Genomic DNA, 17142 nt, shown 5'->3' with positions numbered 1-17142 from the left:
CGAAAGCGCGCTGCGGATCGCGCCGGACCACCCGGGCGCGCTGCGCGGACTGGCCCAGATGCTGCCCGTGCGCGAGCGCGCCGAGCGCCTGGCGGTGCTCGAGCGGCTGCACCAGTCGGGCGTGGCCAGCCGCTGGTGGGCGGCGAAGAACGCCGTCGCTTCCCTCGAAGATCCCGAAGCCGGGCCGCACGACGAGCAGGGGCTCAAGCTGTGGCGCGCGCGGCTCAAGGAGGCGGAGGAGGCCGAGGCGCGCGCCTGGGAAGAGATCACCGACACGCCGTTCTTCAGCCAGATTTCGCGCCACGACCTGAACGACCACGAGCTGGGCGAACTGCGCGCCGACATCGCGCGCTGCCTGCCCGTGTCGCGGCTCTGGGTGGTGCGCAAGAACCTGCGCGAGTTCGCCTGGCGGCGGGCGTACATCGTGTTCGTCGAGGTGCCGGGGCTCGACGACGAGGATCGCTGGCACCTGTGCCGCGAACTCGAGCAGACCCTGACCCTGCCGGGGGCGGCGCTGGTGCTCTGGGCGGGGCATTCGCCCACGCTGGAAGACATCGAGCGGCAGGCCTTCGGGACCGTCTGGGTGCGCGGCGCCTGAGGCGTTTCGGCCGCGAGGCCGGCCGGCTGAGACAATCGGGGCTATGCATCCCAAAGCCCTGTTGGAGGCCACCGCCGATCTGGTCGGCCTGGTCCTGAAATTCGATCACCCGGCCGACCAGGTCGTTTCGCGCTTTTTCCGCGACCACCGCGAGTTCGGCCCGCGCGAGCGCGCGACGCTCGCCGAAACCGTCTACACCGTGCTTCGCAAGAAGCTGCTGTTCGATCACCTGTCGCCTTCGGGCAGCGGTTCGAAGGAGCGCCGCATGGCGATCCTGGGCTTTCACGGCCCGCGCGACTTTCTGAAGAGCGCGCTCAACGACACCGAGAAGCGCTGGCTCGACAACTGCGACGCCGTCCAGCCGGACGACCTGCTCGAACGCCATCGTCACAACCTGCCCGAATGGCTGGTCGCGCCGCTCAAGGCGCAGCTGGGCGACGGCTTCTGGCCGATGGTCGAGAGCCTGCAGCAGCCGGCGCCGCTCGACCTGCGCGTCAATGCATTCACCGACAAGCGGGCCGAAGTGAAGGCGGAGCTTGCGAAGGCTGCTATCAAATCGGAAGTGACGCCGTTCTCGCCCTGGGGGCTGCGCATCGAAGGCAAGCCGGCGCTGACCAAGCTCGACGCGTTCGTGCGCGGCGCCATCGAGGTGCAGGACGAAGGCTCGCAGCTGCTCGCGCTGCTGCTGGACGCCAAGCGCGGCGAAATGGTGGTCGATTTCTGCGCCGGCGCGGGCGGCAAGACCCTGGCCATCGGCGCGACCATGCGCAACACCGGCCGGCTCTACGCCTTCGACACCTCGGCCCATCGCCTGGACGCGCTCAAGCCGCGGCTGGCGCGCAGCAAGCTCTCGAACGTGCACCCGGCCGCGATCGCCCACGAGCGCGACGAGCGGATCAAGCGCCTGGCCGGCAAGATCGACCGCGTGTTGGTCGACGCGCCCTGTTCGGGGCTCGGCACGCTGCGCCGCAACCCCGACCTCAAATGGCGGCAATCGGCCAAGTCGGTGGCCGAATTGACGGCCAAGCAGACCGCCATCCTGCAAAGCGCGGCCCGGCTCGTGAAGTCGGGCGGCCGGCTGGTGTACGCCACCTGCAGCGTGCTGCCGGAGGAAAACGAGGCCATCGCCGAGGCTTTTGCCGCCGCGAACCCCGATTTCGTGCCCATGGATGCCGCGGAACTGCTCCAGGCGCTCAAGGTGGAGGGCGCCGAAACCCTCTGCGCGGGTGGGGAAGACGGCCGCCGCTACCTGCGGTTGTGGCCGCATCGCCACGCCACCGACGGCTTTTTTGCCGCCGTGTGGAACCGGAAATAGGCGCGGGGCTCCAAACTAGGGTAAATCTGCGGTGTGACAGAAGGACAAAAGGCCTCGTTTTGGCCCTGACATCCTAAAATCGCGGGTTACCTGAAGGCTGCACCTTCGTGTGGCCATGGAGTACCTGACTCAATGATGCTTCCTGACTCCGCCGTTCTGAACGCGGTCATCCAATGGCTCGGACACGGCCTGTGGGACATTGCCTGGTGGCAAGTCGTGCTGTACACGCTCGTCACCACGCACATCACCATCGCAGCGGTCACGATCTTTCTGCACCGTACGCAGACACACAAGGCGATGGACCTCGGTCCGATCCCCTCGCACTTCTTCCGTTTCTGGCTCTGGCTCGGCACCGGCATGGTGACGAAGGAATGGGTCGCCATCCACCGCAAGCACCACGCGAAGTGCGAAACCGCCGACGACCCGCACAGCCCGCAGGTCAAGGGCATCGACGAAGTCTTCTGGCGCGGCGCCGAGCTGTACCGCAAGGAATCGAAGAACAAGGAAACGATGGAGCGCTACGGTCACGGCACGCCCGATGACTGGATCGAACGCAACCTGTACACGCGCTACAGCTGGCAAGGCGTGGGCCTGATGCTGGTGATCAACCTGGCGCTGTTCGGCGCGCTCGGCCTGACCGTGTGGGCGGTCCAGATGCTCTGGATCCCGATCACCGCCGCCGGCATCATCAACGGCATCGGCCACTACTGGGGCTACCGCAACTTCGAGGCGTCCGACGCCAGCCGCAACATCCTGCCCTGGGGCCTGATCATCGGCGGCGAAGAGCTGCACAACAACCACCACACCTACCCGACTTCGGCCAAGTTCTCGGTCAAGAAGTACGAGTTCGACATCGGCTGGGTCTACATCCAGGTGTTCCAGAAGCTCGGCTGGGCCAAGGTCAAGAAGGTGCCGCCGAAGATGCAGATGGGCGACATCCAGCCCGTGGCCAACGAGAAGACGCTCGAGGCTGTCATTGCCAACCGCTACGAAGTGATGGCCGGCTACGCCCGCGAAATGCGCCGTGCGACCAGCGAGGAAATCGACGTGCTGAAGGCCAAGGGTGCCGACCTGTCGGTGCTCAAGGCGGCCAAGCGCTGGCTGCATCGCGACGACGACAAGGTGCCCGCCTCGGCGCGCACCCACCTGGTGCAGGCCCGTGCCGCGCACCCGGTGCTCGACAAGATGGTCACGATGCGCGAAGAGCTGCGTCAGCTCTGGCTGAACACCTCGCAATCGCGCGAGCAGCTGGCTGCCGACCTGGCGGCTTGGTGCCACCGTGCGGAAGCCAGCGGCATTGCCGGCCTGCGCGAGTTCTCGACCCGCCTGCGCGCTGCGCGCGCCTGACGAAGAGCAAAGGGCCGGCGCCTCCCGCGCTGCTGCTCTTGCCCAGTGAAGAAGCCGACCTGCGGGTCGGCTTTTTTTGTGCCTGCCTTTTTCTGCTTTCACAAAAACGACAGGCAATAAAAAACCCGCTGGGTGAGCAGCGGGTTTTTTGGGGAGAACAGGCCGAATTACTTCAGCTTGATTTCCTTGTATTCGACGTGCTTGCGCGCCTTGGGGTCGAACTTCATGATCGACATCTTTTCAGGCATCGTCTTCTTGTTCTTGCTCGTCGTGTAGAAGTGGCCGGTACCCGCGGTGGATTCCAGCTTGATCTTTTCGCGTCCGCCTTTGCTCGTTGCCATGATTTAGCTCCTTAAGCTTGGCCGCGGGCACGCAGGTCTGCGAGCACGGCATCGATACCGTTCTTGTCGATCAGGCGCAGTGCAGCGCTCGAAACGCGCAGGCGAACCCAACGGTTTTCGGTCTCGACCCAGAAACGGCGGTATTGCAGGTTCGGCAGGAACCGGCGCTTGGTTTTGTTGTTGGCGTGGGAAACGTTGTTTCCGACCATCGGGCCTTTGCCCGTTACGTCGCATACGCGTGCCATGTGGACACTCTTTCTTGAACAGCTGGCACCGGCGCAATCGTGGCGATTGCAGGGTGTTTTGCAGCTTGACCTCGCCAGAAACGGGTGGCGGTACCCCGGATTTGCCGCAACCCGACTCCCGGTGGGAGGTAGGCCCTGTTTCGGCAAAGCCTTGGATTATAGCCCTTTCAGGGCCGGCTGGGCTGGCCGTGCCGCAGAAGCGGGAAGCCAGGCCCTGCGGGCCGGTATCCCGTTCCGCAGGGAAAGGTCTCAGTGCTCCTCAAGGAAGCGCTGCGCGTCGAGGGCGGCCATGCAGCCCGTGCCAGCGCTCGTGATGGCCTGGCGGTAGATGTTGTCCTGCACGTCGCCGGCCGCGAACACGCCGGGCACGCTGGTCATCGTCGCGAAGCCCTTCAGGCCCGAGCGGGTCAGGATGTAGTTGTCCTTCATTTCCAGCTGGCCCTGGAAGATGTCGGTGTTCGGGTGGTGGCCGATCGCGATGAAGCAGCCCTTGAGCGTGATCTCTTCGGTCGCGCCGGTCTGCGTGTTCTTGATGCGGATGCCCGTCACGCCCGTGCCGTCACCGAGCACCTCGTCGAGCTGGTTGTGCAGCTTCAGCACGATCTTGCCTTCGGCCACCTTCTCCATGACCTTGTCGATCAGGATCGGCTCGGCGCGGAACTTGTCGCGGCGATGCACGAGTGTGACTTTGTTTGCAATGTTGGAGAGGTACAGCGCCTCTTCGACGGCCGTGTTGCCGCCGCCGATCACGCAGACCTCTTGCTCACGGTAGAAGAAGCCGTCGCAGGTCGCGCAGGCGGAGACGCCGCGGCCCATGAACTTCTCTTCGGAATCCAGGCCCAGGTACTTGGCCGACGCGCCCGTGGCGATGATCAGCGAGTCGCAGGTGTAGGTGCCGCTGTCGCCCGTGAGCGTGAACGGGCGCTTGCTCAGGTCGACCTTGTTGATGTGGTCGAACACGATCTGCGTCTTGAAGCGTTCGGCGTGTTCGAGAAAGCGTTGCATCAGCTCCGGGCCCTGCACGCCATGCACGTCGGCCGGCCAGTTGTCGACCTCGGTGGTGGTCATGAGTTGGCCGCCTTGCGCGATGCCCGTGATGAGCAAAGGCTGGAGGTTGGCGCGTGCGGCGTAGACGGCGGCGGTGTAGCCGGCCGGGCCGGAGCCCAGAATGAGAACCTTGGCGTGTTGGGGTGCGGACATGAGTAGAAAACCTAGGATGGACGCTGCGGCAGCGTGTACATTTTCAGGGTGGTAGCGATACGTGGGGAGTATCACCGCCCGGTTCAACACCGGGTGCACGGTGTTTTCAATGCGCGCGATTGTAGTAATCCATGGGCTCAGCATCAGGATCACATCGCGCGCTGTTTCAGGGATTGATTAATGTCGATGCTGTCCAACCTTGAATTGCTTCGGCGCGTTCCATTGTTCGCGTCGTTGACGGCCTCGCAGTCCGCAAGCATTGCGGATGCGATCATCAAGAAGCGCTTCAAACGCGCCGAGGTCGTCGTGGAGCAGGGCAAGAAATCCGATGCGCTGTACATCATCCTGACCGGCCGCGCCCGCGTCACGAGCGCCGACAGCCGTGGCCGCGAGGTGATCCTGGCAACGCTGCACCCCGGCGACTATCTCGGCGAGATGAGCCTGATCGACGACGAGCCGCATTCGGCCACCGTGCGCACCGAAATCCAGTGCGACGTGCTCATGCTGGGCCGCGACGCCTTCGCGCGCTGCCTGCCCGAGAACTCCTCGATGGCCTACAACATCATGCGCGGCCTGGTGCAGCGCCTGCGCCACGCTGACCGCAAGATCGAGTCGCTGGCGCTGATGGACGTGTACGGCCGCGTGGCCCGCGCGCTGCTCGAGTTCGCCAGCCAGGACGGCATGGGCAACCTCAAGGTCCGCGACAAGATCTCCCGCCAGGACCTGGCCAAGATGGTTGGCGCGTCGCGCGAAATGGTGAGCCGCGTCATGAAGGACCTGGAAGAGCGCGGTTTCGTCCAGTCCCAGGAAGACGGCTCGGTGATCATCAAGGACCGGCTCCTGACGCTGACCTGAGCCCATAGGCCGGGCGCTTTCGGCGTCCACGGCCTTTTGTTGTAGTGTTCGGGGCGGCCGGCCTGCGTTTTTTCGGGCCGGGCGCCGTGCTTTTCATGACCTATTCGCTCCATACGCTTCAATCGTCCTCTTCTTCTTCCGCTGCCGAAGGGCAACCCGTGCGCCTGCGCGCCCTGCGCTTCGCCCACGAAATCACCTTGATCGCCGGGTTCGCAGCCCTTCTGTTCTGGCTGCTGGCGATGCTGAGCTTCACCCCGTCCGATGCCGCCTGGTCGACCTCGGGCACGGGCGGTGAGATCAAGAACTGGGGCGGCCGCATCGGCGCCTGGCTGGCCGATGGCAGCTACTTCCTTGCCGGCTATTCCGTCTGGTGGTGTCTTGCGGCGGGCCTGCGCGCGTGGCTCTCGTCGCTGGCCGGCTGGCTGCGCGGCGGCGAACCGACGCCGGCGGTCGAACAGCCCCCGCGCGGCCGCTTCAACCGCAGCCGCCTCGCTTTCTGGTTCGGCCTGGTCCTGCTGCTGTGCGCCAGCGCGGTGCTCGAATGGTCGCGCCTGTACCGGCTCGAATCGCACCTGCCGGGTTCGGGCGGTGGCGCCCTGGGCTACCTCGTGGGGCCGGCGAGCGTGCGCTGGCTGGGCTTCACGGGCTCGGCGCTGGTCGCCATCGCCGGCGGCGTGATCGGTTCGGCGCTGGTGTTCCGTTTTTCGTGGAGCCTGATCGCCGAGCGCATCGGTGCCCGTGCGTACTCGCTGTTCGAGTCGCGCCGTGAAAAGCGCGAAATGGCCGCCGACATTGCCATGGGCAAGCAGGCCGCGCGCGAACGCGCCGGCGACGAGGAGGAGCTGGCGCCCGCGCCGCGCGCCAAGAAAATGCGCCCCAGCAAGGAGGCCGCGTTCGGCGACGCCGGTCCTCTCGAGCCGAGCTTCGACGACGAAGAGGAAGAAGTCGCGCCCAAGCGCCGCCCCGCATCGCCGCCCGTGCAGATCGAGCCCGCGATGACCGAGGTCCCCCGCAGCGACCGCGTCGTCAAGGAGCGCCAGAAGCCGCTCTTCAAGGAACTGCCCGACAGCAAGCTGCCGCAGGTCGACCTGCTCGACGCCGCGCTGGTGCGCCAGGAAACGGTGTCCTCCGACACGCTCGAGATGACCTCGCGCATGATCGAGAAGAAGCTCAAGGACTTCGGCGTCGAGGTGCGCGTGGTGCTCGCCTCGCCCGGCCCCGTCATCACGCGCTACGAGATCGAGCCCGCCACCGGCGTCAAGGGCTCGCAGATCCTCGGCCTCGCCAAGGACCTGGCGCGTTCGCTCTCGCTGGTGTCGATCCGCGTGGTCGAGACCATCCCGGGCAAGAACTACATGGCGCTCGAACTGCCGAACGCCAAGCGCCAGTCGATCAAGCTCAGTGAAATCCTGGGCTCGCAGGTCTACAACGAGGGCAAGTCGATGCTCACGATGGGCCTGGGCAAGGACATCATCGGCAACCCCGTGGTGGCCGACCTCGCGAAGATGCCGCACGTGCTGGTGGCCGGTACCACCGGCTCGGGCAAGTCGGTCGGTATCAACGCGATGATTCTTTCGCTGCTCTACAAGGCCGAGGCACGCGATGTTCGCCTGCTCATGATCGACCCGAAGATGCTCGAAATGTCGGTCTACGAAGGCATCCCGCACCTGCTGGCGCCCGTGGTCACCGACATGCGCCAGGCGGCGCACGGCCTGAACTGGTGCGTGGCCGAGATGGAGCGCCGCTACAAGCTCATGAGCAAGCTCGGCGTGCGCAACCTGGCCGGCTACAACACCAAAATCGACGAAGCCAAGGCGCGGGAAGAGTTCATCTACAACCCCTTCAGCCTCACGCCGGACGATCCGGAACCGCTGAAGCGCGAGCCGCACATCGTGGTCATCATCGACGAGCTGGCCGACCTGATGATGGTGGTCGGCAAGAAGATCGAAGAGCTGATTGCCCGCCTTGCGCAAAAGGCCCGCGCCGCCGGCATCCACCTGATCCTGGCCACGCAGCGCCCCAGCGTGGACGTGATCACGGGCCTCATCAAGGCCAACATCCCCACGCGCATCGCGTTCTCGGTGGGCTCCAAGATCGACAGCCGCACCATCCTCGACCAGATGGGCGCCGAGGCGCTGCTGGGCATGGGCGACATGCTCTACATGGCCAGCGGCACGGGCCTGCCGATCCGCGTGCACGGTGCCTTCGTGAGCGACGAGGAAGTGCACCGCGTGGTGGCCTACCTCAAGAGCCAGGGCGAGCCCGACTACATCGAAGGCGTGCTCGAAGGCGGCACGGTCGATGGCGACGGTGACGGCGACCTGCTCGGCGGCGGCGACGGCGAAAAAGACCCGATGTACGACCAGGCGGTCGAGGTCGTGCTCAAGAACCGCAAGGCCAGCATCTCGCTGGTGCAGCGCCACCTGAAGATCGGCTACAACCGCGCCGCGCGCCTGGTCGAGGACATGGAAAAGGCCGGCCTCGTGAGCGCCATGAGCGGCAGCGGCCAGCGCGAGATCCTCGTGCCCGCGCGCCAGGCGGAGTGACCCGCCGGCGCACCATCGACGACGACCCCCATCACCACCGCGCCAGGACTGGTTACGTGCTGAGAGGCAATTTGCAAACGCGCACCGGCGCTGCTGCAAATCTTCATGAAAGCCTACAGAAGCCGGCACCTGCGGCGGGTAGTGTTGATGGGCATCGCAGCAACGTTTTTCCGAGGAACCTCCCATGAAGAAAACCCGCCTCTGGCTGTTGGCCGGCCTGATCTGCACGGTAGCCGGCAGTGCCTGGGCCGACGGGCTCGAAAGCCTCGAAGCCTTCGTGAAGACCGTCAAGTCCGGCCGCGCCGAGTTCACCCAGACCGTGACGGCCCCGCCGCGCGAAGGCCAGCCGGGCCGCGTCAAGACCTCGACCGGCACCTTCGAATTCCATCGCCCCGGCAAATTCAAGTTCGACTATCGCAAGCCCTTCGCCCAGAGCATCGTGGCCGACGGCAAGACGCTGTGGCTCTACGACGCCGACCTGAACCAGGTCACGCAGCGCACGCAGGCGCAGGCGCTGGGTTCGACGCCCGCGGCGCTGATTGCCTCCGCCGCCGACCTGCGCGCCCTGCAGGCCGACTTCGCGCTGGAAGCCGCGCCCGAGCGCGACGGCCTGCAGTGGGTCAAGGCCACGCCGGTGAACAAGGACGGCCAGCTGCAGAGCGTGATGGTCGGCTTCCAGGGTGACGCGCTCGCGGCCCTCGAGATCCTGGACAGCTTCGGCCAGCGCTCGGTACTCAAGTTCAGCAAGGTCGAGGTGAACCCGGCCTTGCCCGCCAGCACCTTCGAGTTCAAGGCGCCTGCGGGCGCGGACGTGCTCAAGCAGTAATCACCAGCAAGACGGTAGTTTCGGTTTGGCCCCGCGCACCCACCAGCCCCTCGCCGAGCGCCTGCGTCCCAAGACGCTCGGCGAAGTGATCGGCCAGCAGCACCTGCTCGGTCCGGGCATGTCGCTGCGCATCGCCTTCGAGTCGGGCCAGCCGCATTCCTGCATCCTCTGGGGCCCGCCGGGCACCGGCAAGACGACCATCGCGCGGCTCATGGCCGACGCCTTCGACGCGCAGTTCCTGAGCATCAGCGCGGTGCTGGGCGGCGTGAAGGACATCCGCGAGGCGGTCGAGCAGGCCACGGCCGCGCGCGACGGGCTCACGCAGCAGCGCACCATCGTCTTCGTCGACGAGGTGCACCGCTTCAACAAGAGCCAGCAGGACGCGTTCCTGCCGCACGTCGAGTCGGGCCTGTTCACGTTCATCGGCGCGACCACCGAGAACCCGTCGTTCGAAGTCAATTCGGCCTTGCTGTCGCGGGCGGCGGTGTACGTGCTGCAGTCGCTCAACGAAGGCGACCTGAAGCAGATCGTTGCCAAGGCGCAATCGATCCAGGCGGTTCCGGCCATCGACGAGGCGGCCATCGACCGCCTCGTCGCCTACGCGGACGGCGATGCGCGCCGCCTGCTCAACACGCTGGAGACGCTGGCGGTCGCGGCCGGCGCCGAGAAGCTCACGAACATCACCGACGAGTGGCTGCTGCGCGTGCTCGGCGAGCGCATGCGCCGCTACGACAAGGGCGGCGAGCAGTTCTACGACACCATCAGCGCGCTGCACAAATCGGTGCGCGGCAGCGACCCCGACGCCGCACTCTACTGGTTCGTGCGCATGCTCGACGGCGGCGCCGACCCGCGCTACATGGCGCGCCGCCTCGTGCGCATGGCCAGCGAAGACATCGGCCTGGCCGACCCGCGCGCGCTGCGCCTGGCGCTCGATGCGGCCGAGGTCTACGAGCGCCTGGGTACCCCCGAAGGCGAGCTGGCACTGGCCGAATGCGTGGTCTACCTGGCCATCGCGCCCAAGTCGAACGCGGTCTACAAGGCCTACAACGCGGTGCGCGCGCTGGTGAAGAAAGACAGCACGCGCCCGGTGCCGATGCACCTGCGCAATGCGCCGACCAAGCTCATGAAGGAGCTCGACTACGGCAAGGGGTACCGCTACGCGCACGACGAGGAGGGCGGTTTCGCCGCCGGCGAGCGCTACCTGCCCGAGGGCCTGGAAGGCCAGGTGTTCTACGAACCGGTCGAGCGTGGACTCGAAATCCGTATCGCGGAAAAGCTGCGCGAACTGCGTCGCCTCAACACAAATTCAGATCGCTGATACAGGTTTGCGCATCTGCATGACTTCACGCGCATACAGCATGAAGTGAGCGGGTAAACCCCGGTCATCCCGCCCCAAAACAGCGCCGGGGCGTGTCTACAATCCCGCCCACCAAATCTGCCGGCGACACATGTTGGCTGGTTTTTTGCTTGTCAAGCCAGTGGCGCCAAACCGGTGCCTCGGTAGGTGAATGGCACCCGCAAGGTGCAACACATAGGGAATCGCGTTATGGAAATATTGCTGCAGCAGATCATCAACGGTCTGGTTCTCGGCAGCATGTATGCCTTGATAGCCTTGGGCTACACCATGGTGTACGGCATCATCAATCTGATCAATTTTGCGCACGGTGAAGTGCTGATGGTGGGGGCGCTCACAAGCTGGACCATCATCGGGCTCATGAAGGACGGAATGCCCAACACACCGGGCTGGCTGATCCTCTTCGTTGCGCTGATCATTGCCTGCGTCGTCGCGGCAAGCCTCAACTTCGTGATCGAGAAAGTGGCCTACCGGCCGCTGCGCAACAGCCCCAAGCTCGCACCGCTCATCACCGCCATCGGCGTGTCGATCCTGCTGCAGACGCTGGCCATGATCATCTGGAAGCCGACCAACAAGGCGTATCCCAACCTGTTGCCGACCGACCCCATCCACGTGGGCGGCGCCGTGATCTCTCCGACGCAGGTCATGATCCTCAGCGTCACGGCGTTCTCGCTCGTGATCCTGATGTGGCTGGTCAACTACACCAAGCTCGGCCGCGCGATGCGCGCCACCGCCGAGAACCCGCGCGTCGCGGCGCTCATGGGCATCCGGCCCGACATGGTCATCTCGGCCACCTTCATCATCGGCGCCGTGCTCGCGGCCATCGCCGGCGTGATGTACGCCTCCAACTACGGCATCGCGCAACACGCGATGGGCTTCCTGCCCGGCCTCAAGGCCTTCACCGCGGCCGTGTTCGGCGGCATTGGCAACCTGGCCGGCGCGGTGGTCGGCGGCATTCTGCTCGGCCTCATCGAGGCCATCGGCTCCGGCTACATCGGCACCCTCACGGGTGGCGTGCTGGGCAGCAACTACAGCGACATCTTCGCTTTCATCGTGCTGATCGTGATGCTCACGCTGCGGCCTTCGGGTCTGCTCGGCGAGCGCGTGGCGGACCGGGCCTGAGGAGCAGCACACCATGAAGAACAGCAAGAACCTCGCGCTCTACATCCTCGGCGTGGTCGCCGTGCTGGCGCTGCCCATCCTGTTGCAGACCCAGGGCAACGCCTGGGTGCGCATCGCCGACATCGCATTGCTCTACGTGATGCTCGCGCTCGGCCTGAACATCGTGGTCGGCTATGCCGGCCTGCTCGACCTGGGCTATGTGGCCTTCTTTGCGGTCGGCGCGTACCTCTACGCGCTGATGGGTTCGTCGCACCTCTCGGACACCTTTCCGTGGTTCAAGGCGATGTTCCCGAACGGGCTGCACACCTCGCTCTTGATCGTGGTTCCGCTCGCGCTGGTGGTGGCCGGCGTGCTCGGCGCGATGCTGGGGGCGCCCACGCTGAAGCTGCGCGGCGACTACCTCGCGATCGTCACGCTCGGCTTCGGTGAAATCATCCGGGTGTTCCTGAACAACCTGGACCAGCCGATCAACATCACCAACGGGCCGAAGGGCATCACGGCGATCGACTCCATCAAGTTCTGGGGCCTGGACCTCGGCAAGGCGTGGAAGTTCGACGGCTTCACGATCTCCTCGGTCACGCTGTACTACTACCTGTTCCTGGCGCTCGTGGTGGCCACGATCATCATTTCGCACCGCCTGCAGATCTCGCGCATCGGCCGCGCCTGGATGGCCATCCGCGAAGATGAAATCGCTGCCAAGGCGATGGGCATCAACACCCGCAACATGAAGCTGCTGGCCTTCGGCATGGGCGCCAGTTTCGGCGGCGTGTCGGGCGCGATGTTCGCAGCCTTCCAGGGCTTCGTGTCGCCCGAGTCCTTCAGCCTGATGGAGTCGGTGATGATCGTCGCCATGGTCGTGCTGGGCGGCCTTGGGCACCTGCCCGGCGTCATCCTGGGCGCCGTGCTGCTGGCCGCGCTGCCCGAAGTGCTGCGCTACGTGGCCGGCCCGCTGCAGGCGATGACCGACGGCCGCCTTGACGCGTCCATCCTGCGCCAGCTGTTCATCGCGCTGGCCATGATCGTCATCATGCTGATGCGCCCGCGCGGCCTGTGGCCATCGCCCGAACACGGCAAGACGCTGACCAAGAAGAACGGCGCGCCCGTCGACCCGACCCATGCGGCCGTGGCGCCCGGCACGCTGCAGACCCATGCACCGGGCATCGACAGCCCCGCTGACGAAGTGCCGGGTGCGGCATCGCGTCCCATGTCCATCAATCCGTGAGCCAAGGACACACAGACATGACGACAGACACCATCCTCGACGTTCGCGGCATCTCCAAGCGCTTCGGCGGGCTGCAGGCCCTCTCGGACGTGGGCATCACCATCAAGCGCGGCCAGGTCTACGGCCTGATCGGGCCCAACGGCGCCGGCAAGACGACCTTCTTCAACGTGATCACCGGGCTGTACACGCCCGACAGCGGCACCTTCGAACTGGCCGGCAAGCCCTACCAGCCGACGGCCGTGCACGAAGTGGCCAAGGCCGGCATTGCGCGCACCTTCCAGAACATCCGCCTCTTCGCCGAAATGACGGCGCTGGAGAACGTGATGGTCGGGCGCCACATCCGCACGCATTCCGGCGTGTTCGGCGCCATGCTGCGCACCAAGGGCTTCAAGGCCGAAGAAGCGGCCATCGCCAAGCGGGCGCAGGAGCTGCTCGACTACGTGGGCATCGGCAAGTTCGCCGACTACAAGGCGCGCACGCTGAGCTACGGCGACCAGCGCCGCCTCGAGATCGCGCGCGCACTGGCCACCGACCCCCAGCTCATCGCGCTGGACGAACCGGCCGCAGGCATGAACTCGACCGAGAAGGTCCTGCTGCGCGAACTCATCGACCGCATCCGCAAGGACAACCGCACGATCCTGATCATCGAACACGACGTGAAGCTCATCATGGGCCTGTGCGACCGCGTCACCGTGCTCGACTACGGCAAGCAGATTGCCGAGGGCAACCCGGTCGAGGTACAGAAGAACGAAAAGGTGATCGAGGCCTACCTCGGCACCGGAGGACATTGAGATGAGCACCGCAGAAGCAACGATGGCAACCGCGACGGCACCGGCCGCCGCCAAGGCCGCAGGCAAGAACCTGCTCAAGGTCCGCGGCCTGAAGGTGGGCTACGGCGGCATCCAGGCCGTGAAGGGCGTGGACTTCGACGTGTTCGAGGGCGAGCTGGTCTCGCTCATCGGCTCCAACGGCGCCGGCAAGACCACCACCATGAAGGCCATCACCGGCACGCTGCCGGCCGGCGCGGGCGACATCGAGTTCCTGGGCCGCAGCATCAAGGGCCGCGGCGCCTGGGACCTGGTGGGCGAGGGCCTCGTGATGGTGCCCGAGGGCCGCGGCGTGTTCACGCGCATGACGATCACCGAGAACCTGCAGATCGGCGCCTACATCCGCAACGACAAGGCCGAGATCGCCAGCGACATGGAGCGCGTGTTCGTGACCTTCCCGCGCCTGCGCGAGCGCAAGGACCAGCTGGCCGGCACGATGTCGGGCGGCGAACAGCAGATGCTGGCCATGGGCCGCGCACTCATGGCGCGTCCGAAGGTGCTGCTGCTCGACGAGCCCACCATGGGCCTGTCGCCGATCATGTGCGACAAGATCTTCGAGGTGGTGCAGACCGTGGCCTCGCAAGGCGTCACGATCCTGCTGGTCGAGCAGAACGCCAACCGCGCGCTGCAACTGGCCGACCGTGGCTACGTCATGGAGTCGGGCCTCATCACGATGAACGGCGACGCCAAGGAACTGCTGCGCGACCCGCGCGTGCGCGCCGCCTACCTCGGCGAGTAAGCGCCGCAAGCGCCAACCGGCCAGCACCGCAGAGCGCGGTGGCTGGCCGTTTTTTCGTCTGGTCCTATCCCATCATCGCGGCGGCGGCCTTGATCGCCTCGCGGATGCGCCCGTAGGTGCCGCAGCGGCACACGTTCTCGATGGCGTCGATGTCGGCGTCCGTCGGGGTGCGGGTGCGGCGCAGCAGGTCGACCGCGGCCATGATCTGGCCCGGCTGGCAGAAGCCGCACTGCGGCACGTCCAGGTTCATCCAGGCCTGCTGCACCGGGTGCAGCGTGTTGCCGTTGGCCAGGCCCTCGATGGTCGTCACCTGGCGCCCGCGCACGTCGGACACGCGCACCGAGCAGGTCGTCACGGCCTTGCCGTCGACGTGGCAGGTGCAGGCCTTGCACACGTTGATGCCGCAGCCGTACTTCGGGCCGGTGATGCCGAGCTTGTCACGCAGCACCCACAGCAGCGCCAGGTCGTCGGGCGCCTCGACGTCGACGTTCTGGCCGTTCACCTTGAAAGATTGCACAGGCATGGTGGGTCTCCTCAGGCGGGGATCGGAACGTTGACGGGCGTGGGCAGCTTGCCCGGCGGGATCGGCGTGAAGTCGACCGGAAAGTTCAGCGGGAAGCTGCGCGGCTTGATGCCGGTGGCGCGCCCATAGGCGTTGGCGATCGCACCCGAGCTCGCCGACAGGCCGACCTCGCCCAGCCCGCCGATGGCCTCGCCATTGGCCGGCAGGATGATGATCTTCACGTCCTTCGGGTAGTGCTTCATGCGCGAGAAGTGGTACTGCGAGTAACTGCCTTCCAGCGGCAGGCCGTTCTGGATGTGCAGCCCCGCCGACAGCACCAGCGCGATCGATTCGCACAGGCCGCCCTGCAGCTGCGCCTCGATGCCCGAGGGGTTGATCGGCGTGCCGACATCGATGGCGATGGTCGCGCGCACCACGCGGGCCTGCGCCGGCACGCGCGCGTCGATCTCGACGATGCAGGCCGTGAAGGACTTCGACTCCTGGTGCACGCCCACGCCTTGCGCAAAGCCCGCCGGCATCGCCTTGCCCCATTGCGCGGCCTCCGCCACCGCCTTCAGCACCGCACGGGCGCGCGGCAGGCGCAGGTACTCGAGCCTGAAGGCGACCGGGTCCTTGCGCGCCGCGCGGGCCATCTCGTCGACCAGGATCTCTTCCACCAGCCGCGCGGGCTGGATGTGCACCGAGCGGTAGGAGCAGGTGTTCATGTCCATCGGCACGGGCGTCAGCAGCTTGGTCGTGACGCCGAAGTTGTAGGGCGAGGTCACCATGGTCTTGAACATCACCTGCTCGATCGCGAAGTTGCCCACCGTCTGCGGGAAGGCGTTGGGCAGCGCGATGGCGGCGGCCTCGAGCATGTTGCCGAAGCCGTGGCGCGTGTCCAGGCGCACGCTGGCGATGCGCTGCTCGAAGGCGATCACCTGGCCCAGCAGCATCGTGGCGCGCGCCTTCTGGTAGATCGGCGGGCGGATGCGCGTGTGGCGCATGTCGTCGGTGCGGTGGTACATCAGGCGGCAGGGGCGCCCCAGCGCCTTCGACACCTGGATCGCCTGCAGCACCGGGTCCCAGAACAGGCGCCGCCCGAAGGAGCCGCCCGAGGGCACCGCATGCACGACGACCTTGTTCAGCGGCAGGCCCAGCTCGGCGGCCACCGCCTGCTGGGTGACGATGGGACTTTGCAGCCCGGCCCAGATCTCGGCGCGGTCGGGCCGCACGTCGGCAATCGCGCATTCGACTTCCATCGGACAGTGCGCGGCCGGCGCGAACTCGAACTCGGCCTCGACCGTCAGCGCGCCCAGCGGCGGCAGCGCGAAGGGCAGCAGCGACGACTTCAGCTTGCGCATGATGGTGGCGTTCGACTCGCCGTCGAGCGGGCCGGCGGCCCAGGTCACGTCGAGCGCGTTCACCGCGGCCCAGGCCTGGCCGAAGGTCTCGGCCATCACTGCCACGCCCGGCGGCGTCGGCGTGATGCCGTTGGTGGCGGGGATCGGCACCACGCCGATCACGCCCGGCATGCCCATCACCGTGTTCAGGTTGTTGATGCCGACGAACTTGCCGTTGATGGTCGGCGGGCGCCGCACCATCGTCGGCTTGGCATTGGGCACCGCCTGGTCGAGCGTGAACTTCTTGCGCCCGGTGACGATGTCCAGCGCGTCGAGCCGCGTCACGCGCTGGCCGACCACCGAAGGCGTCGAGCCTGAGAGCAGGCCGCCGAGGCCGCCCAGCACCGGCATGCCGGCGTGCATCGAGCGCACGCTCGACGAGCCGCCCGTGAGCTGGTTCCAGATCAGCTCGGGGCTCGCGTCGGCCGACGTGACTTCGATCGCGCTCAACGGCAGGCGCAGCTTGTCGGCCAGCATCATGGCGCTGGCCGTGGCGATGCCCTGGCCCACTTCGAGGCGCGGCAGCGCCAGGCGCACGCGGCCGTCGCCGGTGTTCGTCACCTTCACGAGCGGCATGGTCGGCAGCGACGTGAGCGTGACCGCGTCGCCGATGTCGATCAGGTCGGTGGTGTCGGGCGGGGTCATGGGCAGCAGCGCGGCCACCGCGGAGGCGGGCGCCGTGAGGGCGCCGAGCCCCGCGATG

General features: G+C 66.4%; 15 protein-coding genes and 1 pseudogene. 11 read left to right on the top strand and 5 right to left on the bottom strand.

What is annotated here, in order from left to right; translation table 11 throughout:
• The 3 genes and pseudogenes from VBO01S_RS26600 to VBO01S_RS26590 form a co-directional block, all read left to right on the top strand.
• Window positions 1–598 (top strand): annotated as a pseudogene (locus VBO01S_RS26600) (peptidase M48); the annotation flags it as partial.
• 43 nt (window positions 599–641) lie between these two features.
• Window positions 642–1913, top strand: a complete 1272-nt coding sequence (locus tag VBO01S_RS26595; RefSeq protein WP_062481031.1) for an RsmB/NOP family class I SAM-dependent RNA methyltransferase — start codon at window positions 642–644, stop codon at window positions 1911–1913.
• 132 nt (window positions 1914–2045) lie between these two features.
• Window positions 2046–3260, top strand: coding sequence for a DesA family fatty acid desaturase (locus VBO01S_RS26590; RefSeq protein WP_062481029.1), 1215 nt, complete (start codon window positions 2046–2048; stop codon window positions 3258–3260).
• 167 nt (window positions 3261–3427) lie between these two features.
• Here the strand turns inward: VBO01S_RS26590 and rpmG are convergent, their stop codons facing one another.
• From rpmG to trxB, 3 genes are all read right to left on the bottom strand, one after another.
• Window positions 3428–3601 (bottom strand): 50S ribosomal protein L33, encoded by a 174-nt coding sequence (gene rpmG, locus VBO01S_RS26585; protein ID WP_007830291.1) that lies wholly within the window; start codon window positions 3599–3601, stop codon window positions 3428–3430.
• An 11-nt stretch (window positions 3602–3612) separates the two neighbouring features.
• Entirely contained in the window at window positions 3613–3846 is a 234-nt protein-coding gene (gene rpmB, locus VBO01S_RS26580; RefSeq protein ID WP_007830293.1) for a 50S ribosomal protein L28, read from the bottom strand.
• Window positions 3847–4095: 249 nt separating this feature from the next.
• Window positions 4096–5046 (bottom strand): thioredoxin-disulfide reductase, encoded by a 951-nt coding sequence (trxB, locus tag VBO01S_RS26575; RefSeq protein ID WP_062481027.1) that lies wholly within the window; start codon window positions 5044–5046, stop codon window positions 4096–4098.
• Between the two features lie 180 nt (window positions 5047–5226).
• Here trxB and VBO01S_RS26570 point away from each other — a divergent pair, with 180 nt between their 5' ends.
• The 8 genes from VBO01S_RS26570 (at window position 5227) to VBO01S_RS26535 (ending at window position 14537) form a co-directional block, all read left to right on the top strand.
• A complete protein-coding gene (locus VBO01S_RS26570) occupies window positions 5227–5901 on the top strand; it encodes a Crp/Fnr family transcriptional regulator (RefSeq protein ID WP_062481025.1) in 675 nt (224 codons plus the stop codon).
• Window positions 5902–5996: 95 nt separating this feature from the next.
• Window positions 5997–8447 (top strand): DNA translocase FtsK, encoded by a 2451-nt coding sequence (locus tag VBO01S_RS26565; protein ID WP_062481035.1) that lies wholly within the window; start codon window positions 5997–5999, stop codon window positions 8445–8447.
• A 184-nt stretch (window positions 8448–8631) separates the two neighbouring features.
• Window positions 8632–9273: an outer membrane lipoprotein periplasmic chaperone LolA gene (lolA, locus tag VBO01S_RS26560; protein ID WP_062481023.1), complete on the top strand. Its 642-nt coding sequence runs from the start codon at window positions 8632–8634 to the stop codon at window positions 9271–9273.
• A 25-nt stretch (window positions 9274–9298) separates the two neighbouring features.
• Window positions 9299–10591: a replication-associated recombination protein A gene (locus VBO01S_RS26555; protein ID WP_062481021.1), complete on the top strand. Its 1293-nt coding sequence runs from the start codon at window positions 9299–9301 to the stop codon at window positions 10589–10591.
• 228 nt (window positions 10592–10819) lie between these two features.
• Window positions 10820–11749, top strand: a complete 930-nt coding sequence (locus tag VBO01S_RS26550) for a branched-chain amino acid ABC transporter permease (RefSeq protein WP_062481019.1) — start codon at window positions 10820–10822, stop codon at window positions 11747–11749.
• Window positions 11750–11762: 13 nt separating this feature from the next.
• Window positions 11763–12971 (top strand): branched-chain amino acid ABC transporter permease, encoded by a 1209-nt coding sequence (locus VBO01S_RS26545; RefSeq protein ID WP_062481017.1) that lies wholly within the window; start codon window positions 11763–11765, stop codon window positions 12969–12971.
• Between the two features lie 17 nt (window positions 12972–12988).
• Window positions 12989–13762: an ABC transporter ATP-binding protein gene (locus tag VBO01S_RS26540; protein WP_056572293.1), complete on the top strand. Its 774-nt coding sequence runs from the start codon at window positions 12989–12991 to the stop codon at window positions 13760–13762.
• Window position 13763: 1 nt separating this feature from the next.
• The gene (locus tag VBO01S_RS26535; protein WP_172438340.1) at window positions 13764–14537 is read left to right on the top strand and encodes an ABC transporter ATP-binding protein; all 774 of its coding nucleotides are present in this window, start codon (window positions 13764–13766) and stop codon (window positions 14535–14537) included.
• 64 nt (window positions 14538–14601) lie between these two features.
• On the opposite strand, the gene VBO01S_RS26530 is transcribed toward VBO01S_RS26535, so the two are convergent.
• Both VBO01S_RS26530 and VBO01S_RS26525 read right to left on the bottom strand, forming a co-directional pair.
• Window positions 14602–15060: a (2Fe-2S)-binding protein gene (locus VBO01S_RS26530; protein WP_056572291.1), complete on the bottom strand. Its 459-nt coding sequence runs from the start codon at window positions 15058–15060 to the stop codon at window positions 14602–14604.
• A gap of 11 nt (window positions 15061–15071) precedes the next feature.
• Window positions 15072–17142, bottom strand: a 2071-nt coding sequence (locus tag VBO01S_RS26525) for a xanthine dehydrogenase family protein molybdopterin-binding subunit (RefSeq protein ID WP_062481015.1), incomplete at its 5' end; no start/stop codon positions are given.

The sequence above is a fragment of the Variovorax boronicumulans NBRC 103145 genome (assembly GCF_001591345.1).
Taxonomy (GTDB): domain Bacteria; phylum Pseudomonadota; class Gammaproteobacteria; order Burkholderiales; family Burkholderiaceae_C; genus Variovorax; species Variovorax boronicumulans.
The sequence above is the reverse complement of the archived record's forward strand: the minus strand, read 5'-3'. Positions and strand labels throughout refer to the sequence as shown.